We start from the raw sequence: 25,430 nt of genomic DNA, 5'->3' as shown, positions 1-25,430 counted from the left end.
CCGTCGGTGCACGCGGGTCCCGTCGGTGCACGCGGGTCCCGCCGGCGCACGCGGGTCCCGTCGGTGCACACGGGTCCCACCGGCGCGCATGGGTGCCGACCGCGCGAACGGGTCCGTCCCGGTGTCGACGGCCGCGGGGCACCGCTCGCGCCCCACCCGTGGCCGAGGCCGCGCTGCCACTCGCTGCCCGGATCAGCTTCCCCTGAGTGCCCGGAATCATGAGGGCCGCCCCTGCATCGCAGGTGGCGGCCCTTGGCCGTGCTCCGGCGAACCGGTTCAGCCGACCACGATGACTACGACGGATCCGTCGTCGAAGTCGTCGCGGAAGTCGCAGCCGTGGCCCCACCAGTCGTGGTGGCGATCGCGATCACACCAGTCGCGGCTGTGGTTGGTCGGAAGGTCGGACGGGGCGGCTGCCGAAGCCGTACCTGCTGCGCCGACCGCGGCGCCCCCGCCCATCAGAACCCCGACGGCAGAGATCGCGAAGAGACGCCTCGCACGTTGTGCATTCATGGATTTACCTTCCTTCCACCCCTCGTGCGGTATGTCGGTGCACGAGACGGATGGCCGCGGCCGCAGCGGAAACCGTGGGGCGCGGTCGTAGGTGTTGCCGCCTGAGTACGTGAACAGGGCCTCGTCGTCGGCGGGCGTACCCGGGGGCGGCTCTCACTCATCAAGGCTAGTCGTCCCCCGCCAGGGGGGACAGTCGGCGGCGCGGCCGGCGGAAGGCCCCGGCGGTCCGCCGGCATCCCGCCAGGGTCCGCGGCCTGCGCGAGTCGGGAGGCGCCGCGACTACCCGCTGAGCGGCCCGGAGCGTGGTCAGCGGGCCCGCAGGTCGTCCAGTTCGGCCGTGAACAGCAGCGCGGGGTCGAATCCCATGCCGGTGAAGTGGCCCGCGAGTTCCAGGGACAGGATGCCGTGCAGCCGGGTCCAGAAGGTCAGGGCCCGACGGAGGGCCGCAGGCGGGGCGGGGTGGCCGTCCGCCCACTGCCGGTGACCTTCGAGGTGCGCGTCGAACGCGCGCGCCGCACTCGTCGCCGCACTCGTCGCGGGACTCTCCGCCGGCATGGCGTCGACGCAGGCGTCGAGCAGGGTCGCCATGATCTCGGACGCGATGGCGGTGACGTCGTCGGGCGCCTGGTAGCCCGGGACCGGTGTGCCGTAGATGAGGAAGTACCGCTGGGGGTCCTCGACGGCCCAGCCGCGCAGGGCGTGCGCGAGCGCGGCCAGGTCGGGGCCGGAGGCGGAGGCGGCGCCGAAGGCGTCGGCGAGGCTGCGGTACGCGTCTCCGATGAGTTCGGTGATGAGCTCGTCGCGGCTGGAGAAGTACCGGTAGAGCGCGGGGCCGCTCATGCCCATCCGCTTGGCGATCGCGTTGAGGGAGAGCGCGGACGCCCCCGCCGCGGCGATCTGCTCCCAGGCGTGTTCCTTGATCTCCGCGCGGACCTGCGAGCGGTAGCGCTCGCGCGGGGTTTTCGTACCGCTGTCCACCATGGTCTGCCGCCCCTCGTCATCCGACACCACTACAGCCGCAAGATTTAGTTAGAGGCTATCACGGTAGCTATTGACACTCGCCGGCGCTTCACGTTACAACCTCTAACGAACACGAAAGCCAGTAACTGTCGTTGAACGTGGTGGAGGTCGTCATGAACCCCGAAGGACTCGTCGAAGTCGTACTCCCGGGCAAGGTGGAGCCCGAGGGGCTGCAGATCCGGTACGGAGCGGTGCCCGTCGCGGGCCCCGGCCAGGTCGTCATCCGGATGGAGGCCACCGGGGTCTCCTTCGCCGAGCAGCAGATGCGCCGTGGCCGCTACTACGACCAGCCGGCCTTCCCGTTCGTCCCCGGCTACGACCTGGTCGGCACGGTGCTCGCGACCGGCGAGGGCGTCGAGCCCGGACTGTCCGGCACCCGCGTGGCCGCACTGGTCAAGGTCGGCGGCTGGGCCAGCCACGTGCTCGTCGACGCGGCGGACGTGGTGCCCGTACCCGACGGCATCGGCGCGGCGGAGGCGGAGACGTTGGTGGTCAACGGCATCACCGCCTGGCAGATGCTGCACCGCACGGCACGGGTCCGCGCGGGGCAGACCATCGTGGTGCTCGGCGCCAACGGTGGCGTCGGATCGGTCCTGATCCAGTTGGCGCGGGCCGCGGGCGTGAAGGTGATCGGCACGGCTTCCGCGCGCCACCACGACGCCCTGCGGGAACGCGGCGTCATCCCCGTCGACTACCGCACCGAGAACGTCGCCGCGCGGATCCGTGAGCTCGCCCCCGGCGGTGTGGACGCCGTGTTCGACCACGTCGGCGGCCGGGGCATCGCCGACTCCTGGTCCCTCCTCGCCCCCGGCGGCACGCTCGTCTCCTACGGCAGCGCCTCAACGCGGGACGACGAGGGGTCCAAGCAGTGGCCCGTGCTCAAGCTGCTCGGCCGGGTGTGGCTGTGGAACGCCCTGCCCAACGGCCGCCGCGCCTACTTCTTCAACCTCTGGGCCGGGCGCGCGCTGACCAGGAACCGGTTCCGGGCCCGGCTGCACGCCGACCTCACCCAGGTCTTCGCCGCCTTCCAAGGCGGTGACGTCACCGCCCAGATCGCCGCCCAACTGCCGCTGAGCCGCGTCGCGGAGGCTCTTCGGCTGGCGGAATCCGGCACGGTCGCCGGGAAGGTCGTACTGAACCCGTAGCGCAGCCCTGGGCTCTGCGCGTCAAGGCTCGGGAGCCCGCCGGCAACCGGGGGCGGACAGGCGCGCGGACGCCGCGCGAGCGGGCGAGCGATCGAGCCGGCGGGCCGGCGGGCCGGCGGGCCAACGGGTCGGCGGAGTCAGCAGGCCGGCGGAGTCAGCCACACTGCCGCGGTCGCTACCGCTCCCGGTCGGGACGCCCAACCCGCGCAGGGGGCGCCCGGTCGGCGAGGTACGCGACGAGCACGGTCCCGCCGCACCCACATCACCGGCCCGCCCCTCCAGGGTTCGTCATCGCGACGGTGGCCCTCCTCGCCGGAGCGGCGGCGCCCTCCGCCGAAGAGGTTCAAAAGCACCTCACGAACAGCAGGAGCAGCCCGGGCTGCAAGCGCAGGCGTCCGCTCGCGCGCTCGGGGCGCCCGCACGGTGGCCGACCGCCGGTGGGGCGGTGGGCGCGCAGCAGCCCTTGCCCTGCCACGCGTCGCGGCCCTCCTTGACCGCGACGGCGGCGATGACGAGCGCGGCGATCGGGTCCGCCCAGGACCAGCCGAAGGCCGCGTTGGCGACCAGGCCGACCAGGAGAACGGCCGAGAGGTAGGTGCACAGCAGCGTTTGCCTGGAGTCGGCGATCGCGCTGGCGGAACCCAGTTCCCGGCCGGCCTTGCGCTGGGCAGCGGACAGGAACGGCATGATCGCGAGGGAGAGGGCGGCCAGCACGATACCGGCGATCGAGCGGTCGGCCTGGCCGGTCCCGGCAAGCGCGCGCACGGCGTCGACGCTGACGTACGCGGCGAGGGCGAAGAAGGAGACGGCGATGATCCGCAGCGCGGTCCTCTCCCGCGCTTCGCGCGCGTGATGGTCCCGGGCGGAGAACTGCCAGGCGACCGCGGCGGCCGAGGAGACCTCGATGACCGAGTCCAGGCCGAAGCCGATCAGGGCCGTGGAGGATGCCACCGCGCCGGCGGTGATCGCGACGACCGCCTCGACGACGTTGTAGGTGATGGTGGCGGCGACCAGCCACCGTATCCGGCGGGTCAGCGCGTCGCGGCGGGCCGGGGACGGGCCGAGCGATATCGCGGACATCAGCAGCAGTCCTCCGTCGCGGCGTCCGGGCAGGTCCTGTCCGACTCGACCGCGACCACGGCGGCGTGCAGTTGGTCCAGAGCCTGGCCGAGGCGGGGGTCGGCCAGCTCGTAGCGGGTGCGGCGCCCGTTCGGAACCGTGAGGACCAGGCCGCAGTCCCGAAGGCACGCCAGATGGTTCGACAGTCGGGTCCGGGAGATGCCGAGCGCATCGGCCAGGTCGGCCGGGTAGGCCGCGTCCCGGCGCAGGGCGAGCAGGATGCGACAGCGGATCGGGTCGGCGAGCGCGCGGCCGAAGCGGGCCAGCACGTCGATGTCGGAGGCTACGGTCAGCACGGCAGGAGAGTACAGGGATTCCTGAACTCAGGAAACCCTGTACTGACGAGCGCCCACGTCCCCATGTGCCCGCCCATCCGCGGGGCGCCGCTCCGGACCCGCCCCCCGCGCACGCGGACGCTTCGCCGCGACAGCGAACGCGCCCCCGCACACGGCTCGCAGGGCCGGTGGGCGGGGGCGCGTCGACCCTTACCGGTGTCGGTTCACGCACCCATCAGGGTGGGGCCGATCATCGGCGGAGCACCTGAGGAGCGATGTCCTCGGTGAACTCCTCGGCTCCGGAGATCGCGAACTTGGAGTCCTTCGCGATGGTGGTGCCGCAGAACGCGGCCTCCAGCGTGCCGCCGAGGGTCGTGTTGACGGTTCCGTTGTTGGAGGTGTTGGCCAGGGACGTCATGCTGCGCTTGCCGTCGGCCGTGGTGAAGGCATAGGTGTAGTAGCCCTGGACGGTGCCCGTGTGGCCGTACACCTTCACGCCGCAGGACAGCTGGCGGCCGCGCAGGCCGAGACCGTAGGACTGGGTGCCGTCCGAGTTGACCGGAACCATGCTCATCATCTCCTGCAGCTGCGCCGGAGGGACGAGCTTGCCGGAGACCAGGGAGGAGAAGAACCGGTTGAGGTCGGCCGAGTTGGAGATGACCGCTCCGGCCGACTGCGCCCACGAGACGGTCTGCTCGGTGGAGTCCACAAGCGGCAGCGTGGTGTCGTCCTGGCGCAGGTAACCACGTGCGTAGGAACCCGCGATGGTGGTCCGCGGATGCACGTAGGACGTGTTCTTCAGCTGCAGCGGCGTGAAGATGCGCTGCTGGTAGTGGGTGGCCATCGGCGTACCGGTGATGTGCTCGATGAGCTGGCCCAGCACCACGAAGTTGGTGTTGGAGTAGCTGTAGGCGGCTCCCGGCTCGTTGTTCACCTTGTGGGCCGTCGACAGGTCGATCAGCTCCTGGTAGGTGAACACCTTGTTCCGTACGGACTCGAAGCCCGGAACCGTGTAGTAGAACATCTCGTTCGTGTAGTCCCACAGACCACTGCGGTGACTGAGCAGGTGCCGCACGGTGATGCGGTCGTCCGGCAGGGGCTTCGGGAGATAGGTGTTCGCCGACGCGTCGAGATCGACGAGCCCCTCGGCGACCAGCTGCATGAGCACCACCGTGGTGAAGCTCTTGCTGACGCTGCCGACCCGGAACCGGCGGTCGGCGTCCATCGCGGTGTGGGCGGCGGTGTCCGCCCACCCCGTCGAGATGCGGTAGGTCGAGGTGCCCGAGTCGATGCGGGTGAGGGCCCCCGGCGCCCCGTTGGCGATGGCCTGCTTCTGCACGTTGAGGACTGAGGTGACAGAAGGGTTGGGCAGGGAGGAAGGGGCTGCGCCGGCCGGGGAGGCGGCCATGGAGGCCAGCACGGCGGAGCCTGCGAGCACGATGCTCACGTTCTTGATGCGCATCCGAGTCTTTCTGGTGTGGGATCAGGTGGGCGTCGCCCGGTCAGATGAAATAACCGATACCCCGCCGCACAAAGGAAACTGAGTGACCATCATGCAGCGTCCCGGCACACTGCGGGTGCGGACGCGAGACGGTCCGGCTCCGGGACGACGCTGGATGCATCGTAATACTGTGACAACGTGTCGCGATCAGTGGGACTCGTGAGGCAGTGTGTTCCGGCCGGCCGCGCCCCCTGCGAAGGCCGGAGGTGCGGCCGGAGCCGGCTCGCCCTCGTCATATGCGGCGGCCAACGGTGTCAAAGGGCTGCGCGTACCGTCGACCGCACGTTATGGACGGCCCTGCGCGGGCGGTTCATAGCGATAGGGGTCTGCTCAGGTACCGCATGCCCGGGGTATTTTCGACGGGTTCCACCCGAGATGGAGGACGGCCACGTCATCCGCCAGCCCTCCGAAGGGAGAAGCCATGGACGCGGCGGACGCCACCAGAGCGTCGATGAACTGCTGAGACGGCAAGTGCGCGTACCGCGTGGCCAATTGCAGGAGGCCCTCTTCCCCGAGCCGTGCGCAGGCATCGGTCTTTCCCTCGATGAGCCCGTCGGTGAAGAGCACGACACTGTCCCGGGGAGAGATCTCCATCTCGGTCTCCGCCCAGTCCATGGTTCCTGGAAAGAGCCCGAGCGCGATCCCCGCCTGCGGCTCCACCCATCGGACGTCTCCGAACGGTCCTCGCAGGAGGAGACCGTGATGGCCTGCGCTCACCGACCTCACAGAAGTCCGTTCAGGAGAGAACACCAACGACACGACCGTGGCGTAGGTGTCGTCGTCGGCTCTCTCGTCGACCAGGACCTTTTCGAGGATGCCCAGTTGCTCGATCGGAGTCTTTCCGCAGTGAACGGCCGTCCGCCAGGCCACACGCAGGTGGACAGCCAACGCGGCTTCAGCCGCTCCATGCCCGGAAACGTCTCCCAGGACGACGTGGACGGTCGAATCCTCGGTCTGAACCACATCGTAAAAGTCACCGCTCAGCAATGCGTGGGAGCGCCCCGGTTCATAACGTGAAGCCGCCGTGAAGTCGTCACCGAGGAGCACCGGCGCGGGAAGGAGACCACGCTCGAACGAGGCATTCTCGCGAGCGGCCAGCGCGCTGGCCTCCAAAGTGGTCCTCACCGTCTCCGCGTACCTTCGCTGCAAAGCCAGCCAAACGACATGGGAGAGTTCTCCTGGACCGTCTCCTTCTCCGTTCACGTAGCCTTCCACTGCGCCACCGAGAAGTGTCGCTCGTGCGCTTGACTCCGGGTCATTGATGACCACCAGGGCCGCGTGCGGCACGTATTGCCGTATTCGGCGGACGACCTCGGTCGGCGTGTGCTCCGAAAGGCTGCGCCCGACAAGGACGCACACCAGCCCCTCACGTGGTCCGAGCAGACATACCGCTTCGTCGACCGTCCTGCTCCAGACCAGCGCGTGGACGAGCCGTCCCGGCGTCAGCATATGACGAACGGCCGACACCTCCCGCTCGTCTTCCGATATGAGCATCACGGTGAGGTCACGACAGGGGAAGAAACTCCCCACGTCAGCGTCCGCCGCCTCTGCATCGCCCTGTTCGGAACCACGTCTGCGCGGCTTGCGGTCACGCACACCCGACATACTCAGCCCTCAATTCCTGTTCCGCTTTTCCGTGGGCTATACATCAGACAGGCGGTTCACGAGAGGTGTGACAGGAGCGTCCGGTGGGGCTCATCACATATCCCGCTCGAGCGTTTTCGCCGCCGCACGGGCGGGTGATCCGATGGTGCTGGAGCAACATCGACGCCGACCGACTTCGCCGGCCGTGAACGTCGTGAATCGCTCCGGCGACAAGCGTGACGACACACCTGCCGCCCACCTACTCAAAGTCACCGGACGTGTACGGGGGGAGGGGCCACGAGGCCGTGGCCCCTGCGGTTCACCGGATCCACCCGTGCGCCCTGTCACAGAAACGGTCGCCACTCTGTCGTCTCTTGTAGGTGGCATCACGCGTGTATGCGAACAGTTCGAGAAGGGGTGCATCCTGTGAGCAATATGGAGACGCACTCCGCGGAAATGGTGTGCGCCCCCGAGGCGGGCCCTGAGCGGAGTATCGAGATCCTCAGCGCGCGGGAGGTGCCGCTGGGCGGCCCTCGCGCCATGACCGTGCGCCGCACGTTGCCTCAGCGAGCACGAACGCTCATCGGCGCGTGGTGCTTCGCTGATCACTACGGCCCCGACGATGTCGCCCTGACCGGAGGCATGCGGGTACCACCCCACCCGCACACCGGTTTGCAGACGGTGAGCTGGCTGTTCAGCGGCGAGATCGAGCATCGGGACAGTCTCGGCAACCATGCGCTCGTCAGGCCCGGCGAGCTGAACCTCATGACGGGCGGCTTCGGGATCTGCCACTCCGAGGTGTCGACGCCACGGACCACGGTGCTGCACGGCCTGCAGCTGTGGGTCGCCCTCCCCGAGCCGCATCGCCACACCGGACGGGACTTTCAGCACCATGTTCCCGGCGTTGTCACCCTGGACGGCGGCGAGGCGCGCGTGTTCCTCGGCTCTCTCGCCGGTGACGCATCGGCCGTGCCCACCTTCCCCCCTCTGCTCGGCGCGGAGGTGTCCATCGAACCGAACGCCACGGTGCGTCTCAGTGTCGACGAGCAGTTCGAGCACGGTGTCATCGTCGACAGAGGCGAGGTCCGCATGAACGGAACGTCGCTGAAAGCCGCCGAACTCGGCTACGCCGCTCCCGGACTCACGATGCTCGCACTGACCAATGCGTCTCCGCAGCGGGCGCGGATGGTCCTGCTGGGTGGTCCGCCGTTCCGGGAAGAGATCGTCATGTGGTGGAACTTCATCGGCCGCACGCACGAGGACATCGTCCAGGCCCGGGACGCCTGGCAGAGCGGATCCGACAGGTTCGGCCGGGTGGAGGGGTACGACGGCGACCGTCTCCCCGCGCCGGCACTGCCCCATGCCACCATTGCGCCGCGCAAGAACCGGGCCGAGCACCACGGCCCTGTCTGAACGGAGCCGGCTGATCGACGGGGTGGCCGCGCTCTGGCGCCGGATGAAAGGGATGGATGCCGTATGGACCGTGCCGACGACGCGGTGCCTCTCTTCGAGCTCCTCGACGAGCGGCGGCATCTGCTGGGTGTCGCCCACTGGATGCTGGGCAGCAGCAGCGAGGCCGAGACCGTCATCGATGAGACCTACCGGCGGTGGTACGAGCTGCCCGTTCCGGCGCGGGCGCGGATCTCGGCGCCCCGTTCCTGGCTCGCCAAGATCGCCGGCGGCATCTGCCTGGCTCGGCTGAACCCGCCCGGCCGCGGGAAGAGCTGGGAGGCGGGGGAAGAGGCCGGTGAGAGGAGGGTGGAACGCTACGAGATGCTCGGGAGGGAGGTCGGCGACGTTCTGCGGGACGCGCTGGATTCCCTGTCACCGGCGGAGCGGGCGGCGTTCATCGTCCATGCGGTCTTCGGCGCGGCACCGGACGCAGTAGCCGACACCATGGGGCCGTCGGACCGCGCCGAGCCGACGGACCGCGCACTGCGCGGCCTTCGGATCCGACGCTCGCGGCCCGCGCCCTCGCGGCAGCACGACGCGGTGGTCCGAGCCTTCCGGCGGGCGTGCCTCGCCGAGGACGCCGCGCTGCTGGCGTCCATGCTGGCGCCCGATGCCACAGCGTTCTTCGACGGCGGCGGCAAGGTCCGGGCCCGGGTCAAGCCGGTCCACGGCAACCAGCAGGTCGCCCGCAGCCTGCTGACGCTGCTGCCACCGTGCCCGCGCACCCGTCTGCGCACCCGGTCCGTCAACGGACGGACCGGCCTCGTGGTGTATTACGACCACGAGGTCGCCGCGGTCATCAGCCTCGACGTCGCCGACCACCACGTCATACAGATCTGGGTCGTCCTCAACCCCGACAAGCTCCGCCCCTGGAACCGACCGGGCGTCACCGCCTACCCCTGACCCGCCGGTCCCACGCTTGCCGCCTTCCACGGCAAGACATCGGACCGGCTCGGCTGCCATCAGCCGTCGGCTCAGGGCGTGGTGTCCCTCAGCCACAGCACCAGCGACGCGATCGAGTGTGCCACCACGAGATCAACGTGGGACACGACCTAGCACTCGCCGCGCCACGTCACCTTCGTGAAGACGGCGTTGGCGCCGAAGCTGCGGGAGTACTCGCCCGGGCCGGGGTTGAAGTGGAAGCACTCCGAGAAGTGGCCGCCGTCCTCCCAGCCCCACTCGACCTGGATGTGGTCGAACCCGGGGAAAGGAGTGCCGTTGTTGAAGATCGACCTGCCGGTCACCCTGCCCGACCAGTTGCCGGCCGACTTCAGGACGAGCCGGCCCTCCTCCATCATCTCGGAATAGATGCAGAAGTTGCCCTTGTCGCAGCCGGGCGGGTTCGGCTCGGCCGAGGCCGCAGGCGCCGTTCCCAGCACGCCGGCGACCGCCGCCACCGCGGCCAGGGCTCCGAGCACGCGCTTGCCCATCGCTGTTCTCCCTCACTCTGGTAGGTCGTCTCACGACGGGGACGGTGCGCCGGCGCACGCCGTATGAGCGCCGCGCCGTCGCCCGCCGCTGTCGTCCCCGGCTGCCGCCCGGTCAGCAGACCGGGACGCCCGGGACCTGGTTCTCCGGCACGCTGAGGTAGATGTTGGACATGTAGCCGCCGTATTGGGGCAGGTAGGCCCACCAGTCGTTGACGTAGGGCGGCGAGCTGACCTGCTGGCCGCGTTTCTGGCAGCCGACCAGCACCTCGACGCCGGCGGGCAGTGTCGTGACCGCACCGGAGGTGGTCGTCGCCTGGGTGCGGACGCGGACCCCGCTGCCCCAGGTACCGATCCAGGTTCCGGCGGGGCGTGTGGCGCCGGGGACGTTCAGCGAGCGGGTCAGACGCCCCACGTCCGTGTAGGCCTTGCCGTAGGACGTCCCTGTGGGATGCAGGGTGAAGACGGCCACGACGGAACGGTCGCCCGCGCCCACCACTCCCGTGGTGTGCAGTGCCGGACGCGTGAGGTCCACCGCGTCGGCGCCGGTGGGCGTCCGCGGGTCCGCCGTGGCGGACGGTTCCCTCACGGCCGTCGGCGTCGCCGTCGTCGCCGTGCACCCTCCGGAACTGAAGCCCGACCAGCCCTGCTTGACGGCCCAGGGGCGGTTGAAGGAACCGGCGATTCCGAAGTGCTGGTCGTAGCCGTCGGTGGCGCAGCGGGTGGACTGCCGCAGGTTGCCGAGGACGTAGTCGCGTACGGCCGTGGGAGCGGAGTCGAGCAGGTAGCGGTAGATCCGAACGGTGTCGCGCGCCGAGAGGGCCGTGTAGCCCCAGTAGCCGGGGTGGGTCGACGGAGGCCGGGCGGTGTCCGTCAGGCCGAGCCGTGCCACCATCCGGTCGATGATCGCGCCCGAGCCGTTGTTCGCCCAGAACGTGCTCGCGGCCGCGTCATCGCTGCCGCGCAGCATGGTGTCGATCCGGGCCCGGTCGGCGGCCGGCAGGGCGTCGGGGCCTCGGTTCCAGAGCAGGTCCAGGGCGATCAGCAGTTTCACCACGGACGCCGACCGGAACTGCCCGGCGGAGTTCAGCTGCTCGGTGAACGTGCCGGTCTGGCGGTCGAAGACGGCGACGCCCGCCGTGACCCCGGCCGGCACGTCGGCCCGCACCGCCGGGGGCGGCGACGGGGACTCGGCGGACGCGGTGGTCGCGGTGGGGCACACGAGCGCCACGACGGCGGCGGCCAGTATGCCCGCCCGTACCACGCCACGGCGGGCGATGCGGGGGAACGTCCCGCCCGGTGCTCTGCTCAAGGTCCTCATGGTCATCCTCGGGTTCGGCGGAGGTGCGTCTCTCGCACCACCGGCAGGACGGCGCCAGGTCCCGCACCGTATGAGGCCGTGTCGAGGGACGTTCGGGCCGCGAGCTCCCGCGGGGACTTTCGTACGGCCGTCTGTGCCCTCGCCACGACCGGCGCCACCCACGCCCGTCCCACGGCGTCTTCGTGCCGTTGCAGACGAACAGCAACGTCCGCTCGGCGCCCAGCACCCAGCACCCAGCACCCAGCACCCAGCACCCAGCGTCGACCACCTCACGCGGACGCCCCTGGGACCTTCGCGGTCCCAGGGGCGTCTTGTTCATGTGCGGGAGGCCGTTCAGCAGGTCGGCAGTCCTGCGTCCGGCTCGTCGTCACCGCCTCCGACGAGGAAGATCTCGCTCATGTAGGCCGACGGCGCCATGCCCACCGCCGGGGTCTTGACCCACCAGGTGTGCCAGTAGCCGCCGTAGGTCGCGCGACCGCCCTTCGTCTGGCACAGCACCCTGAGGAACCCGCTGTCGGGTGACGTGGCGATGACCTGGGCCTGCTGGTCGGGCGCGGACCGCAGGTTGACGTTCGTTCCCCAGATCGGGCACCGGAAGGTGCCCGGGTAGTCGCGGTCGGGAGTGCACGGCGCCGAGTCGGCGGCGCGCGCGGACGAGGTGAGGCCGGGGGTGAGGAGCGCCGCGGCGGCCAGGACGACCGCCGCGGCACCCCTCGTACCGGCACGGACGCCGGTCAGCACGCCCGCACCCCCGGCAGCCAGGCGTCGGGGTGGTCGATGTAGATGTTGCTGATGTAGCCGCCGAGCGCCGGGATGTAGGCCCAGGCGTCGTTGCTGTAGCCCTCGGCGTTGACCACGTCACCGCGCTTCTGGCACTCCACGAAGACCGGCGTCGGTCCGGTCAGCGTGCGCACGATCGCCGCGTTCAGCCGCGCGTCGGCGCGCACCCGGACGGACGTGCCCCAGGTGGTGAAGTTGGTCCCGGGCGTGCCGCTGCCCGGCGTGCACGGCAGGCTCACCCCGCGCTCCCGCAGGTAGGGGACGGGGTCCATGCCGCGGGTGCTGGACGTGGAGCTGTGCGCCTCGAAGTGCAGGTGGGGTCCGGTGGATTGGCCCTCGGAGCCCATGCGGGCGATCAGCTGTCCACCGCTGACCCGCTGGTTCACGGAGACGAGACGCTCGTACATGTGGCCGTACTCGGTGACCGTGCCGTCGTCGTGCCTGATGCGGATCCACTGGCCGTAGCCGCTGGCGGGGCCGGAGACGATGACCGTGCCCGGGCCGGTGGAGTAGATCGGCGTACCGCGGTTGTTGGCGATGTCGACGCCGTCGTGGCCGGAGTGCCACCACTGGGTGACCGTTCCCGCGGTCGGGCAGGACCCGGCGTAACCGGCGGGCAGGGCGGGCGGAGCGGCGTCGGCCGCGCCGGCGGTGAGCGGGATCAGTCCGGTCGCGGCGACCGTGGCGACGAGCATCCCGAGGGACTTGGTGCGCTTGAGCACGCGCATGGCGAGATCTCCTCCGTGCAGGAAGGTGGGTGACAGGGCGTCGGGTGGATCGGTGCGCCGGGACGGGCGGCGCCCGTGTTCAGCAGGTGGGGACTCCGGGCAGCCAGGCCGCCGGGTCGTCGATGTAGATGTTCGAGATCCAGGCCTTGTACTTGGGCAGGTACGACCAGGCGTCGTTGCTGTAGCCCTCGGCGTGGACCATCTCGCCGTGCGCCTGGCACAGCACGTCCACCGCCGTCGGGCCGGGCAGACGGGTCACGGCGGGCTTCTGGGTACCGGCCTGCGGACGGAGGCCCACATCGGTGCCCCAGGTCATGAACCGCTTGGTGCCGGCCGGCGGCTGCTCGCCGCCCGCGATGCGCAGGGCGCCCGCGTACTGCGCGTTCAGCCGCACGTCGCTGACCATCACCAGCGTTCCGGACTCCCGCGCCTCGACCATCTTGCCGCCACCGAGGTAGATGGCGATGTGGTGGACGCTGTTGAGGTTGCCCGGGTTAGACCCCCACAGCAGCAGATCGCCCGGCTGCAGCGGGCCGAGACCCTGGTCGCGGCTGAAGCGGGCGGTGGCTCCGCTCCACTGGGCCTGGTTCCAGGAGCCCTCGGGCAGGGCGATCCGAGCGCCCTGCCACGCCGCGTACTGCACCAGGTGCGAGCAGTCGAAGCCCTTGACCTGGCTGTCGTGGGCGCCGGGGCCTCCGCCGGGGTAGTCCTGACCGTACGTCGGCCCGTGGATGGAGCCGCCGCCCCACGAGTACGGCACTCCGATCTGCGAGCACGCGGCGTTGACGATCGCCTGCGCCGCGGTGGGTGCGTTCGCCAGGGGACGGCAGTCGGCGGCGGCCGCGGTCTTCGCGGCGGACGGCGGGGAGGCGGCGGCCGTCGCCGTACCGGTGAGGCTCAACGTGGTGGCGAGCAGCAGTCCTCCTGCCGCCGTCAGTGTGTGGTGTGTGCGGCGCATGCGGGTCCCCCTGAGGTGGTTCGCGGGATGTGCGGGTGAGTGGCGTGGGTGAGCGGCGTACGGACGAACCGCGGCGGACGGGCCGTGTTCGGCGGTCGGTCGGGCTGCCTCCGGCCGTCCTGGTTCATCCGTTCGGACCGGGCCGCGCAGGCCCGTCGCCCTTCATGGAGCCAACGGAGGCGGAGGCCGGTTCGTATGCGTCGAGTGCGGCACGAATCTTGGCGAGGCCGCGCATGCGGTTGCGCTGCACCGTGCCGCGGTGGGCACCGAGCCGCTCCCCCGCCATGTCGTGGGTCAGGCCCTCGATGTCGACCAGGATCACGGCGGCCGCCTCCTTGTCGGACAGCCCGCGCAACAGCGCGGTCGCCGCCGCCTCGGCCTCCCTGCGCGCGAAGCCTCCGTCCCAGCTGTGCTCGGGCACCCGGTCCGTACAGCGCTCCTGACGCGACGGATGCCGCCACAGGTCGCGCAGCAGGTTCAGCGCCGCCGCGCAGGTGTAGGCGTACGGCTGCTGCTGACGCCTCAGCGTGCGGGCCCGCGCGCGGCGGGAGAGTCTCAGGTACGTCTCCTGGAGCAGGTCGTCGGCGTCGTGCGGATTGCCGGTCAGGGCCAGCAGTCGGCGCCGCAGCCTCGGCATCGCGGCGGTGAACGCCTCGTCGAACTCGGCCGCCGTCATGTGGTCGGTGAAGGCGGCCGTGCTCGTGGTGGCGGTGCTGGTCGTGTGGTCGGTGCTGGTCGTGTGGTCGGTGCTGGTCGTGTGGGCGGTGCTGGTCGTGTGGTCGGTGATCGCGTACGACTTGGTCAGGGTCGTCGCGATGCAGGTGTTCTCCACGGTGTTCCCCCGGGTCCGTCTGGGTCCGTCTGGGTCGGGCTGCGGTCGGGCTGCGGTCGGGCACGCGCCTTCGGCGCCGAGGCGCTACGGGCGGGTCGGAGTGGCGGGCCCGTACTTGGCCGCAGGCGCCTCGGTCAGCAGCGCCCAGTAGCGGTCGCCGTACGACCAGTGCCACCACTCGGTCGGGTAGTTGACGAACCCCGCGGCCTTCATCGCCCGGCCCATCACGGCCCGGTTGGCCCGTGCCTCGGCGTCGATGTTGACCGCGGCGGTACGGCAGCCGCCCTCGCTCTCCTCCGGAGTGGCGTTGACCTCGGTACCGAGCGGAAGCTCCGCACCGTCCCCCGTGCACAGCGTCAGATCCACCGCCCCTCCGCTGACGTGCGGCGCGACCTCCGGAGGCGAGATGTAGGCGCTGGCCAGTTCGCGTATCCGCTCCGGCCGTGCGTCGGGATGGGCGGTGCGCAGCGTCGCCGCGTACTCGTCGAAGTAGCGGCGCTGCAGCGCGGGCGGCCGGAATCCCTCCACCATCAGCAGGTGGATGCCCGGCGGCAGCGCGTCCTGGGCGAGCAGGAGCCGGCGCAGAACGTCGGCCCTCAGGTGCGCGAACGAGCCGTCGTCGTCGGCCTTTCGCGCGTCCACCCTCAGTGAGCCGATCCCCCGGGCGTCGACCAGGGGTTCGCCGTTGTCGGCGACAGGCGTCGCGGCCACGCGGTGATCCGAAAGCAGGATGATGTCCGTCACGCTCACAGCGTGGAGGCGGGCTCTGCAAAGCCGATGCAGATCTTCTGCAGCACGCCCTGCAGGGGCACTGCAGAGGCACTGCGGAGAGAACGCAGCGGCTGTGCAGGGCGGTTCAGGGGCCGTGCCGCCTCGTGCGACCGGCAGCCCGTACACGGGCACACGGAAAGCGGGCGGTGCGGGGGCGATGTGGCCTGAATGGCCGCCATCGCCCCGTGCACCGCCCGTCTGGGGAACCTCACCGCGTGCCGCTGGCCGATCCCGTCAGAAGCAGTCCTCGAAGTTCTCGGACACCCCTGGAATGGGCCCCCAGTTGACGCCTCCGCTGACATACACGGCGCTGATCCAGCCGCGTGGCCCGCCGGCGTCCACCTGGACCCAGTAATTGTTCACGTACTGCCCGTCCCGGACGGTGTCACCCGTGGACTGGCAGTACGCGGTGACGTTCATCCGGCTCACCTTGATCCCGCTGTACGGAGGGCAGGAGAACGAACTGCACGCGCGCATGTTCACGTCGGACGCCCAGACGTAGACCCTGGTCGTGTCCGCCGCCTGCGGTGAGGGGGCGGCCGCGACCAGGGACAGTCCGGCGCCGCACGCCGCCGCCGCGGCGAACGCCGTCCGGCGCAGTCGGCTGAGTCGCTTGGTCGGTGATCCGGTCATGGAGCCCTCCGGTCGGTTCGTGTCGGGTCGTCGATGCGCTGGGATGACGGTTCCGGGGACCCCGCCGTATGCGTCGCACGGAGATGCGCTCATACGGAGGGGGGTGGATATCCGTCCACCGACTGAAAGTCGGACAGTCTTCTCTTCGAATTAGGGGGAATTCTCACCGGACACCCAGCGCATTCCGGCCACCCGCCGGTGCTTACCGGTCTGCCGTGAAAAACGGGCAGTCCGGTTTTCGGCATGCCTGTCGGCGGGTGCCGGTATGTTGTCCCTGACGTGCGGGAACGTGAAATCGGGGGACACGGTGGACGTTCGCCTTCTGGGTCCGGTCGAAGTGTCGAGCGGGGGGCGCCGCATTCCGCTGAACGGAGCCAAACCGACGGCGATACTCGCGGCTCTCGTCGTCCATCTCGGTGAGGTCCTGTCCGCCGATCGGCTGGTCGACCTCATCTGGGAGGAGGAACCGCCCGCCACCGCACGCGCGCTCGTCGCCTCGCACGTCTCCGGACTGCGCCGCGCGCTGGCCCGTGCCGAGGCCGGCGACGCCATCCGCACCCGCTCCCCCGGATACGTCGCCGAGTTCCCTCCCTCCGCCGTGGACGCCCGGTGCTTCGAGAGCGCGTTCGCCGCCGGTCGGGACGCTGCCCTCGACGGGCGGGCCGAGGAGGCCGTCGACACGCTTCAGACGGCGTTACGCATGTGGCGGGGCCAGGAGGCCCTGGAGGGGCTCGGCCAGTCCTTCGCCCGCGTCGAGGCCATGCGTCTGAACGAACTCCGGCTCGAGGCGCAGGAGTTCCGTTTCGCCGCCGAGCTGGACCTGGACCGCCGTACGGATCTCGTCGCCGAACTCGTCGCACACGTCGCCGCCCACCCCCTCAGGGAGCGGCCGCGCGGTCAGCTGATGACCGCGCTGTTCCGCACCGGCCGGGTGGCCGACGCACTGCGCTGCTACGACGAGGGCCGCCGTCTGCTCCGCACGGAGCTGGGTGTCGACCCCGGCCCTGAGCTGCGCCGGCTGCACCAGGCCCTGCTCCGAGCGGACACCGCGGTGCTGGGAGCGCCGGCCCGCCGCGCGGCCACGCCCCCGGGCAAGGGAGACACGGACGTGGCGGCTCTCTCCCACGCGGACGGAGACCCACCGTCACACCGCCGTACCGAGCTGCTCCACGACGGTGGCGGACGTCCGGCTCCCTCCCAACTGCCGCCCGACGTCGCCGACTTCATAGGGCGCGCCGAGCAGATCAGCTGGGGGACGGCCCTTCTGGAGCAGGTGCGGGACCCGCTGCGCACCGCACCGCCGATCGGGGTGATCTCCGGACGGTCGGGCACCGGCAAGACCGCCCTGGCCGTCCACGTGGGCCACCGCACCGCCGCGCTCTTCCCCGACGGACAGCTCTTCGTCGACCTGCGCGCCTCGGACTCCGAGCCCGTACGGACCGCGGACGCCCTGGCCCGGCTGCTGCGCGCCCTCGGGGTGGACTCCGACACCCCGGCACGCGACGAGGAGGACCTCCTCGGCCTGTACCGCACGCACATCGCGCGCCGCCGGGTCCTGCTCATCCTCGACAACGCCGTCAGCGAGGCCCTGCTGCGGCCGCTCCTCCCACCGGGCGGCGGCTCGGCCGTCCTGATCACCGGCCGCCGCCGGCTCGTCGCCCTGGAGGGAGCCGCGCACCTCGATCTGGGTGTGCCGTCCGAGACGGAAGCACGGGAGTTGCTCGCGCGCGTGGCCGGTCCGACACGGCCCGCCCTCGATGCCGACCGGGCCGCCGAGATCGTCGCACTGTGCGGCCGGCTCCCGCTCGCCGTCCGCATCGCCGGTGCCCGTCTCGCCGCCCGCCCCCACTGGACACCGGCACGCCTGGCCTCCCGCCTCCAGGACGAGCGCCGCCGGCTGGACGAACTGCAGGCCGGCGACCTGGAAGTGCGCGCGAGCCTCGGACTCGGCTACGCCGACCTCGCCCCGCAGGAGCAGCGCGCCCTGCGCCGCCTGGCGCTGATGGACCTGCCGGACTTCGAGGCATGGGTCGCCGGGCCGCTCCTCGACGTGACCGAGGACGCGGCGGAGGACGCGGTCGAGCAACTCGTGGACTGCCACTTCGTGGAGGTCGTACGCACCGACGAGACGGGCAGAACGCGCTACCGCATCCACGACCTGGCGCGCGAGCACGCCCGGGAGCGCTGTCTGGCCGACGAGGAACGGCACGAGCGGGAGGCGGCGGTACGGAGGCTCGTCGACCGCTGGCTGGCCATGGCGCGCGCCGCGGCGGCCCGAGGCCCGGGCGGCGCGTCGCGGCTCCTCCCGGCCACCACCGCGCCGAACGAGCCGACGCCCGCGGGCGCACACCTGGCGGACCCTGCGCACCCGGCACACCTGGCACACCTGGCGGGCGAGCCGACGGCCTGGTTCGCGGCCGAACAGCGGTGTCTGCTCGCCGCGGTCACCCACTGCGCGGAGCACGGCATGCCCGACGCCGCCCGCGCACTGGCCGGCGCCCTCATGGCCGCCTCCGCGGCGCTCTACAACCGGTTCGACGCCTGGTCCCGCTCGCACGACGTGGCCCTGGAGGCGGTACGCCGCGGCGGAGACGTGGAGGGCGAGGCCTGGCTGCTGAACGGTCTGGGTCAGCTCCGCCTCGAGCAGGACCGCTTCGACGAGGCGCACGCGTTCTTCGCGGCGGCCCTGCGCCTGTTCGAGGAACGAGACGTACGGCGCGGTCGCGCGGACGCGTTGGCCGGCATGGGCGCTGCCCGCCGCGAACAGGCGCGCTTCGAGGAGGCCCTGACCCTGCTGACCTCGGCGCTCGAGCAGTACCGGGAGCCTGAGGACACCGCGTCCATGGCCCACGCGCTGTACGGCATCGGATGCGTGTACCGGGATCAGGGCCGCCACGACGAGGCGTGGGAGGCTCTCTCCCGCTCGCACCGCCTGTTCGTGACCGCCGGTGACCGGCACGGCGAGGCGCTCGCGCTGCGCGCACTTGGCCTGTGTCACCGCGCGCGGGGCGACCTGCCGGGCGCGGAGGCCCTGTTGCGCCGGTCCCTCGCCCACTTCGAGGAGACGGACGACGCCTTCGGCGTGATGTACGCGAGCCAGTCCCTGGCGAAGGTCGAGTTCCGGCAGGGCCGGATGGCCGAGGCCCGGCGGCGTCTCGACCGGTGCCTGGAGATCACCCGCGAGCGTCAGGACATGTTCGGGGAGGCCCTGGTCCTGCGCACGATCGGCGAGTGGCACCTCGCCGTGTCCGACGGGGAGACCGCGGCCGAGACCCTGCGACAGGCCCTCCGCCTGTGGGAGAAGCTGGGTCTGCCGCTGTGGCGCGCCCGCACGCTGCGGGATCTCGCTCAGGCCGAACGGGCCGGGGGCGCGGCCGGAACAGCGCGCGACCTCGAGGCGGAGGCGTACCGCGTCTTCCGCGAACTCGGCAGCCGGGAGGCCTTGGAGACGCCGGATCCCGCGGACCTCCCGGCTCCCCCGGACGCCTCGGACGCCCCCTGAGATCCCCCAGATCCCTCAGATCCCTGAGATCCCGGACTCCCCGAAGCCGTACCACGACCCAGGACGCTGAGACTCCCGCCCCATACCACGAGCAGTTCGGCCCGGTGCTCCTCCTCGTACTCATACGGGAGGCGATCACCTTCCGTCCCGGGGGTGGACGGCGCGGCACGTCCGCCGTCGCCCGCGACCACCGCGGTCCCACCGACCCCACCGTCGGCTGCGCGTCATGTGAGCCGCAGAGAAGAGGAGGAAGCATGAACAGGGGACGCCTGATCACAGCTCTGACCGCCGCGGCGGTGACAGCCGGGCTCCTGACCCTGGCACCGGCCGCCTCGGCGACCACGGCCGGAGCCGCCCCCACGACCGCCTCGGCCCGAGCGTCGGCGGCGGCCCTCACGCCCGTCTACATCTGGGCGACGAACGTGAACGTGCGCCACGACGGCGCGGACGCGGACTGCGTCTTCTATCCCTCCCGCGCCTCCTGCCCCACCGTCGTGGCCACCGTCTCCCGTACGACGGCCCGGGCCCACTGCCAGCGCGAGGGCGAGACCATCCACGACAGCGGCTACAGCAACCGCTGGTGGACGCTGGTCGAGCTGGCCGACGGAAGGATCGGCTGGGTCAACAACATCTACATCCAGGGCGGCGAGAAGATCGCGGGAGTACCCGACTGCACCTGGTGACCCGTACGTCCTCCAGCCGTGGTGGGCACGACATTCGGCGTGGCGATGATTTCGGCGGGGGCCGTCGGTCGTTACAGGGAGCAGAGGAAGGAGTTCCGCCATGCCGACACAGGGACCCTCGAAGCAACCCACGACCGACCTCGACGCCCGCTACAGCTCTGCGCTCCATCCCCGCCCGGGGGCCGCCGACGTCACCGCCACCGAGTGGGCCGAGGCCCAGCGGCAGCTGGAGACCGCCGAGATCTTCTGGGCGTCCACGGTGCGGCCCGACGGCAGGCTGCACGTCACGCCCGTGATCGCCGCCTGGCACGACGGGGTGCTGTACTTCTCCACCGGCCCGGGGGAACAGAAGGCGAGGAATCTCGCTCGAAACCCGCACTGCGCGTTGACCACCGGGAGGAACGCCCTCACCGAGGGGCTCGACCTCGTGGTCGAGGGCAAGGCGGAGCCGGTTGCCGAGCCGGCGGTGCTGGAGAAGGTGATCGCGGCGTACGAGGCGAAGTACGGGCCGCACATCACCTCGCCCGAGGGCACGTTCCACGGGATCGGGGACGCCTTCCGCAAGGGGGACGCGGTGGTTTTCGCCCTGGCCCCGGACACGGCGTACGGCTTCGGCCGGGACGACGGTGTCTACACGCATACGCGGTGGACGTTCTGAGCGACTCCCCTGTCCGACCTCCTGCGTCGGACAGGGGAGAGCGACACGAACCGACCGGTGGTCGGGACACCCGTTAGCGGAGGCGCATCGGTCCATGACGTAGTCGCCGACCGATCCGGGTCGTCAGATGTCCGTCAGAGCTGGAACTCCGCGGGAGACACGCCCAGAGCCGCACAGGCTTCCCTGAGGATCGCCTGTTCCGCCTGGGAGAAGTAGCCGTCGGCGCCGGCGATGACGATGCCGGTCTGGATCACCGCCCGGGCCTCGGTCGGCTTCTTCGCGGCCTTGGCGATCTCCGCCAGGGCCTCGGCCTTGCCCTGCGGGAAGTTACGAGTGAGCTGGTCCACGTGCTTGTTGAAGCGCTGGCGCAGCTGGTCCGGGGGGAAGTTCTGCAGCACGTCGTTGCTGAGGATCATCGACTCCATCTGCTGCCGCTCGGCCGCGTCCACGTGGCCGTCCGCCGCCGCGACCAGGGCGCACATCGCCATGCTCGCGTCCCGGTACGCACCGCTCTTCAACTCGGTCTTGAGGGAACCGAGCTGCGTCTTCAGCAGGCCGACCAGCTGAGCGCGCGACCCGCCGCGCGACCCACCCTGCGCACCGCCGTGCGAACCGCCGCCGAACCCCGCGCCGCCGTGTCCCCCGGTCCCGCCGTGCCCGCCGCCCTGAACCTGCTGCTGCAGGTTCTTGGCCTGGTCCTTGAGCCGGTCGAACAGTGCCATTGCCGTCACCTCAGTGCTCGTCTGTGTCAACTCTCACCCGGGCAACGGCCACGTCCGGGCAAAGGTTCCGCCAAGCCCGCAACGCAAACCCATCAGGAGCATCCCTGCTCCCGCACGAGAACCGTCCTCTTCGGCCAGGTCACCCCAAAGCTGCCGGCACAGGCCCTGCCAGGCGCCGCGCTACAACGCTTCATTGCCTTTGGAGCAGTCGGCGCTGCCGAAGACGCTCGGGGAACTGGTGGAGCTGCGGGTCGGCCAGCTCAACGGCTGCGGTTTCTGCGTCGGCATCCACGCCAAGGAGGCCGCGGCCGCCGGTGAGACCGCGCTCCGGCTCAACCTGAAGACCGCCTGGCGCCGTTCCACCGTGTTCACCGACGACGAGCGGGCCGCGCTGGCGCTCGCCGAGGAAGGCACCCGGCTCGGCGAGCGGGGCGTGTCCGACGAGACCTGGGCCGAGGTGCGCAGGCACTACGACGACCAGGTCGGTGCGCTGGTCTGCCTGGTGGCGCTGATCAACGCGGCCACCCGGATGAACGTGATCGTGCACAATTCCGGTGGTTCGTACGAGCCCGGCATGTTCGCCGGTCTGGCGGGCTGATCGGCAGGTGCGATGCGCCCGGCCCGGAACCGTTCGTTCCGGGGCAAGCCCACCCGGCAGGTGACCGCCTCGACCGCCTGGGGTGTCCGGGGCGCGGCAGCATCGGCCGACCCGCCTGAGACCGCAGGCCGGAGGCCAGCGCCCGGCCGTACCGGACGCCCACGGCGACAAGCACGAGCACATCTCGCCACCAAATGACCACATTCTGCACTTGTCGGGCTACCCGTACAGTGGGAGGTACGGATTCGTCCGCGTCTGACCCGGTCAGCGCACGCCGCCCCAACCCGGAGCGCTCATGCACCACCCGTCCACCACCTGGGACGACGGCTCCGACACCCTGTTCGGGCTCGACGCCCTCGGCATCGAGGCCCCGGCGCCGACCACCGGCCGACCGTCCTTCCGGGACTCCGCCACCGCGCGGCGCCTGCTGCCCGTACGGGAGATCCACGCCGAACCGGCCGCGGCCGCCTCCCCGCGCGGCCGGCAGATCATCGCACGGTTCCCCGAGGCGCGGGTCGTCGAGGTGGAGTCCCACTGGCGCATTCCCGGGCTCCACGGCAATGAGGGCAACGTCTCCCGTTGGGTGCGGGTCAAGGGTGAGACGCTCGTGCTCGGCGAGCGGAAGTCGCCGAGGACGCGTCCCAACGGCCGTTCCGCCGACTGGATCGCTCCGGGCGCCTCCAACGGCTGCGCGATGGCCTGCGCCTACTGCTACGTGCCGCGTCGCAAGGGGTACGCCAACCCGATCACCGTCTTCACCAACATCGACCAGATCGTCTCCCACATCGGCCGGCACGTCGCCCGCCAGGGCCCGAAGCCCGAGCCGAACCAGTGCGACCCCGAAGCCTGGGTGTACGACATCGGCGAGAACGGCGACTGTTCGGTGGACGCCTTGATCTGCGACAACACCGCGGATCTCGTGCACGCCTTCCGGCAGTGGCCGACGGCCAAGGCATCGTTCGCGACCAAGTTCGTCAACCCGGACCTGCTCGCGCTGGACCCGCGCGGCAGGACGCGCATCCGTTTCTCGGTGATGCCTCCGGAGGACTCGCGGCTGCTGGACGTGCGCACCTCACCGGTCGCCGAGCGGATCGCCGCCGCCGCGGACTTCCTGGACGCGGGCTACGAGGTCCACTTCAACCTCTCCCCCGTCGTCGTCCGACCCGGCTGGGAGGAGGCCTGGACGGAACTGCTCGGCCACCTCGACGATGTCGTGCCGGCCCGCGTGAAGCGGCAGGCCGCCGCCGAGGTGATCATGCTGACGCACAACCAGGATCTGCACGAGGTCAACCTCGGCTGGCACCCCCGCGCCGAGGACGTCCTGTGGCGGCCGGACCTGCAGGAGGCCAAGCGCTCGGAGAACGGGGCCCTCAACGTGCGCTACGCGGGCCGCGTCAAGGCGCGGGCGGTGGACCGGCTCCGTGCGCTGATCGCCGACCGGGCTCCCTGGTTGCGCGTCCGCTACGCCTTCTGAGGTCTCGGAGTCCTGGACGATCAGGTGCCTGTCGTGACCTGGGGTTGTGCCGGGCTGAGGTAGTGGACGGCGGTCTGCCCCGCATGAGGGATGAGCAGGCCCTGCAGTTCCTCCGTCGCGACCTTGAGAAGGTCGCCGTCGCGGGCGGCGTGGAGGGTTTCGAGGACGAAGGTGACGCGTGTGGAGTCCTCGGTGACGCGGGTGCGGTGGGCGTCGCGGTGGTTCCAGTGGCGGGTGAGGACGCCGGTGGCGTCCGCGTAGATGATCTCGCCGGGCTTCGGGTGTTCGACGGTGCCGGGTTCGCCGAGCGGGGTGAAGGACTCGGTGCCGTCCGCGTCGCGGATGACGACGTCGCCGGTGACGTGGTCCAGGTCGAAGGCGCCGGCGGGCAGGCCGTGGCGGACGGAGACGGCGTTGTAGGAGTCGACGGCCGGGTTGATGCGCGGCAGCGTTCCCTTCTTGGCGAGGCGGCGGCCGAGCGCGTCGACGCTGGGACGGACGCGGCGCGGGTTGGTGCCGAACGAGCGGTAGGCGGCGTGCCAGGCCTCGATGCGGGGGTCGGTCTCGTCCGCGGGGTGCCAGGTGCCGTCGGCGAGCTGTTGCTCCAGTTCCTCCAGGCCGGTGGCGGTGTGGGGCCAGGGTGCGTGGCCGCGCAGGCCGGTGGCGGTGACCAGGGCGATGAGGGTGTCGGGGAAGGCTTCGGCGACGGCGGGGGCGAGGCGGAAGGCGGTCATGGACGGGGGTCTCCGTTTCCTACGTGCGTGCGGCGAGCAGGGGTGCAGGGCTTCCGGGGGCCCGTGCGGTCCGGGCGTCGGCGCTGCCGGCGCGCGGCGGCCGCGTCGGGGCCTGTCCGCGTCGGGTGGGGTGGTGTCGGGGCTTACGGTTCAGGTCAGGGCCAGGAGGCCGACGGCGACGGCGGCGGCGCCCAGACCGGCGAGCTGGCCGCGGTGGATGCGTTCGGCGAGGACGCAGCGGGCCAGCAGAACCGTGCCGGCCGGATAGAGGGCGGTGATCACGGCGACGACGGTGAGGTCCCCGTTGCGGGTGGCGAGCAGGAACAGCAGGTTCGCCACGGAGTCCAGCACACCCGCGGCTGCCGCCATCGCGTACGCGGGCCGTTCGGAGCCCAGCCTGCGGTGCATCAATCCCGCCGCGGCCAGGGTGACGGCCGAGGAGACCGCCCTGCCGATGATCAGCGGAGCCACTCCGCTGTCGGACGGCGCCCGGTCCAGGAAGACCAGTTGCAGGGCGATGGCGGCGCCCGCTCCGCACGCCAGCAGCAGCGCGGTCCGTGAGGGACGCGCCGACCCGGCGTCGTGCCCGGCGCTGACCAGCACCACGGCCACCAGCGCGAGCGGAAGACCCACCATTCCCACGGTGGTCAGGCGCTCGCCCCGCAGCAGACCCACCCCGACGGGAAGCGCGGCGGACACCAGCGCGGTCACCGGTGAGAGAACGTTCATGGGACCGATCGCCAGGGTGCGGTAGAGCAGGGCGAACGCGGCGGCCGAGGCGACTCCCGACGCGGCGCCCCAGCCGAGGGCGCCGGCGCTGAACGAGGCGCCGAGCACCGGCCACAACAGCAGCTCGACCGAGAGACTGGCCGGGGCTGCGATCATCACGGTACGCAGTACGTGAGCCTTGCGGGCGCCGAGCCCTCCGAGGAAGTCGGCGCACCCGTAGGCGAGTGAGCTGCCCAGAGCCAGTAGCAGAGCGACCACAGCACATCCCTTA

General features: G+C 71.1%; 24 protein-coding genes and 1 pseudogene. 8 read left to right on the top strand and 17 right to left on the bottom strand.

From position 1 onward, the window contains the following. Positions 1-276: 276 nt before the first annotated feature. Complete coding sequence (locus ACIHAR_RS01185; protein ID WP_365456234.1) at positions 277-513, bottom strand: hypothetical protein; 237 nt, start codon at positions 511-513, stop codon at positions 277-279. Positions 514-819: 306 nt separating this feature from the next. Then, positions 820-1,494 (bottom strand): TetR/AcrR family transcriptional regulator, encoded by a 675-nt coding sequence (locus ACIHAR_RS01180; RefSeq protein ID WP_400016319.1) that lies wholly within the window; start codon positions 1,492-1,494, stop codon positions 820-822. Between the two features lie 152 nt (positions 1,495-1,646). On the opposite strand from ACIHAR_RS01180, the gene ACIHAR_RS01175 reads away from it, so the two are divergent. Next, positions 1,647-2,678 (top strand): medium chain dehydrogenase/reductase family protein, encoded by a 1,032-nt coding sequence (locus ACIHAR_RS01175; RefSeq protein WP_400015737.1) that lies wholly within the window; start codon positions 1,647-1,649, stop codon positions 2,676-2,678. Positions 2,679-3,032: 354 nt separating this feature from the next. Here the strand turns inward: ACIHAR_RS01175 and ACIHAR_RS01170 are convergent, their stop codons facing one another. The 4 genes from ACIHAR_RS01170 to ACIHAR_RS01155 form a co-directional block, all read right to left on the bottom strand. Next, on the bottom strand, positions 3,033-3,758 hold the full coding sequence (locus ACIHAR_RS01170; protein ID WP_400015735.1) for a cation transporter: 726 nt from the start codon (positions 3,756-3,758) through the stop codon (positions 3,033-3,035). Next, positions 3,758-4,093 carry an ArsR/SmtB family transcription factor gene (locus ACIHAR_RS01165; RefSeq protein WP_400015733.1) on the bottom strand — a complete coding sequence of 112 codons (336 nt, stop codon included), beginning with the start codon at positions 4,091-4,093 and terminating at the stop codon, positions 3,758-3,760. Before ACIHAR_RS01165 ends, ACIHAR_RS01170 begins: the two co-directional genes overlap by 1 nt. A gap of 229 nt (positions 4,094-4,322) precedes the next feature. After that, the gene (locus ACIHAR_RS01160; protein ID WP_365456246.1) at positions 4,323-5,534 is read right to left on the bottom strand and encodes a serine hydrolase domain-containing protein; all 1,212 of its coding nucleotides are present in this window, start codon (positions 5,532-5,534) and stop codon (positions 4,323-4,325) included. Between the two features lie 369 nt (positions 5,535-5,903). Continuing rightward, a complete protein-coding gene (locus tag ACIHAR_RS01155) occupies positions 5,904-7,169 on the bottom strand; it encodes a PP2C family protein-serine/threonine phosphatase (RefSeq protein ID WP_400015730.1) in 1,266 nt (421 codons plus the stop codon). A gap of 414 nt (positions 7,170-7,583) precedes the next feature. On the opposite strand from ACIHAR_RS01155, the gene ACIHAR_RS01150 reads away from it, so the two are divergent. Both ACIHAR_RS01150 and ACIHAR_RS01145 read left to right on the top strand, forming a co-directional pair. Next, on the top strand, positions 7,584-8,570 hold the full coding sequence (locus ACIHAR_RS01150; protein ID WP_400015728.1) for a pirin family protein: 987 nt from the start codon (positions 7,584-7,586) through the stop codon (positions 8,568-8,570). Between the two features lie 63 nt (positions 8,571-8,633). Further along, a complete protein-coding gene (locus ACIHAR_RS01145) occupies positions 8,634-9,512 on the top strand; it encodes an RNA polymerase subunit sigma (RefSeq protein ID WP_400015726.1) in 879 nt (292 codons plus the stop codon). A 149-nt stretch (positions 9,513-9,661) separates the two neighbouring features. Here ACIHAR_RS01145 and ACIHAR_RS01140 read toward each other — a convergent pair whose 3' ends face one another. The 8 genes from ACIHAR_RS01140 to ACIHAR_RS01105 form a co-directional block, all read right to left on the bottom strand. Next, entirely contained in the window at positions 9,662-10,039 is a 378-nt protein-coding gene (locus ACIHAR_RS01140; protein ID WP_388749556.1) for a hypothetical protein, read from the bottom strand. A gap of 112 nt (positions 10,040-10,151) precedes the next feature. Further along, positions 10,152-11,348 carry a hypothetical protein gene (locus ACIHAR_RS01135; protein WP_400015724.1) on the bottom strand — a complete coding sequence of 399 codons (1,197 nt, stop codon included), beginning with the start codon at positions 11,346-11,348 and terminating at the stop codon, positions 10,152-10,154. A 342-nt stretch (positions 11,349-11,690) separates the two neighbouring features. Then, complete coding sequence (locus tag ACIHAR_RS01130; protein WP_365456262.1) at positions 11,691-12,098, bottom strand: hypothetical protein; 408 nt, start codon at positions 12,096-12,098, stop codon at positions 11,691-11,693. Beyond that, positions 12,092-12,865: a M23 family metallopeptidase gene (locus ACIHAR_RS01125; protein ID WP_400015722.1), complete on the bottom strand. Its 774-nt coding sequence runs from the start codon at positions 12,863-12,865 to the stop codon at positions 12,092-12,094. The genes ACIHAR_RS01130 and ACIHAR_RS01125 overlap by 7 nt, the downstream gene beginning before the upstream one ends. A gap of 79 nt (positions 12,866-12,944) precedes the next feature. Beyond that, positions 12,945-13,823: a C40 family peptidase gene (locus tag ACIHAR_RS01120; protein WP_400015720.1), complete on the bottom strand. Its 879-nt coding sequence runs from the start codon at positions 13,821-13,823 to the stop codon at positions 12,945-12,947. Between the two features lie 124 nt (positions 13,824-13,947). Beyond that, a complete protein-coding gene (locus tag ACIHAR_RS01115) occupies positions 13,948-14,499 on the bottom strand; it encodes an RNA polymerase sigma factor (RefSeq protein WP_400016317.1) in 552 nt (183 codons plus the stop codon). Positions 14,500-14,739: 240 nt separating this feature from the next. Further along, positions 14,740-15,399 (bottom strand): M15 family metallopeptidase, encoded by a 660-nt coding sequence (locus ACIHAR_RS01110; protein WP_365456271.1) that lies wholly within the window; start codon positions 15,397-15,399, stop codon positions 14,740-14,742. Positions 15,400-15,660: 261 nt separating this feature from the next. Beyond that, the gene (locus ACIHAR_RS01105; protein WP_388749542.1) at positions 15,661-16,059 is read right to left on the bottom strand and encodes a hypothetical protein; all 399 of its coding nucleotides are present in this window, start codon (positions 16,057-16,059) and stop codon (positions 15,661-15,663) included. 337 nt (positions 16,060-16,396) lie between these two features. Between ACIHAR_RS01105 and ACIHAR_RS01100 the strand changes: the two genes are divergently transcribed. From ACIHAR_RS01100 to ACIHAR_RS01090, 3 genes are all read left to right on the top strand, one after another. Next, positions 16,397-19,561 carry an AfsR/SARP family transcriptional regulator gene (locus ACIHAR_RS01100; RefSeq protein WP_400015717.1) on the top strand — a complete coding sequence of 1,055 codons (3,165 nt, stop codon included), beginning with the start codon at positions 16,397-16,399 and terminating at the stop codon, positions 19,559-19,561. A gap of 254 nt (positions 19,562-19,815) precedes the next feature. Continuing rightward, positions 19,816-20,244, top strand: a complete 429-nt coding sequence (locus ACIHAR_RS01095) for a peptidase M23 (protein ID WP_365456280.1) — start codon at positions 19,816-19,818, stop codon at positions 20,242-20,244. Positions 20,245-20,344: 100 nt separating this feature from the next. Further along, a complete protein-coding gene (locus tag ACIHAR_RS01090) occupies positions 20,345-20,902 on the top strand; it encodes a pyridoxamine 5'-phosphate oxidase family protein (RefSeq protein WP_400015714.1) in 558 nt (185 codons plus the stop codon). Positions 20,903-21,036: 134 nt separating this feature from the next. On the opposite strand, the gene ACIHAR_RS01085 is transcribed toward ACIHAR_RS01090, so the two are convergent. After that, positions 21,037-21,624 carry a tellurite resistance TerB family protein gene (locus tag ACIHAR_RS01085; RefSeq protein ID WP_365456286.1) on the bottom strand — a complete coding sequence of 196 codons (588 nt, stop codon included), beginning with the start codon at positions 21,622-21,624 and terminating at the stop codon, positions 21,037-21,039. Positions 21,625-21,811: 187 nt separating this feature from the next. Between ACIHAR_RS01085 and ACIHAR_RS01080 the strand changes: the two are divergent. Both ACIHAR_RS01080 and ACIHAR_RS01075 read left to right on the top strand, forming a co-directional pair. Beyond that, positions 21,812-22,222, top strand: a pseudogene (locus ACIHAR_RS01080) (carboxymuconolactone decarboxylase family protein); the annotation flags it as partial. Positions 22,223-22,517: 295 nt separating this feature from the next. Beyond that, complete coding sequence (locus ACIHAR_RS01075) at positions 22,518-23,696, top strand: spore photoproduct lyase family protein (protein ID WP_400015712.1); 1,179 nt, start codon at positions 22,518-22,520, stop codon at positions 23,694-23,696. Between the two features lie 20 nt (positions 23,697-23,716). Here the strand turns inward: ACIHAR_RS01075 and ACIHAR_RS01070 are convergent, their stop codons facing one another. Beyond that, positions 23,717-24,430 carry a B3/4 domain-containing protein gene (locus ACIHAR_RS01070; protein ID WP_400015710.1) on the bottom strand — a complete coding sequence of 238 codons (714 nt, stop codon included), beginning with the start codon at positions 24,428-24,430 and terminating at the stop codon, positions 23,717-23,719. Positions 24,431-24,580: 150 nt separating this feature from the next. Further along, on the bottom strand, positions 24,581-25,417 hold the full coding sequence (locus ACIHAR_RS01065; protein ID WP_400015708.1) for an EamA family transporter: 837 nt from the start codon (positions 25,415-25,417) through the stop codon (positions 24,581-24,583). Positions 25,418-25,430: the final 13 nt, after the last annotated feature.

The sequence above is a fragment of the Streptomyces sp. NPDC052016 genome, assembly GCF_044548445.1.
GTDB lineage: Bacteria > Actinomycetota > Actinomycetes > Streptomycetales > Streptomycetaceae > Streptomyces.
Note: the sequence above shows the minus strand (reverse complement) of the source record. Positions and strands in the feature narration are given on the sequence as shown.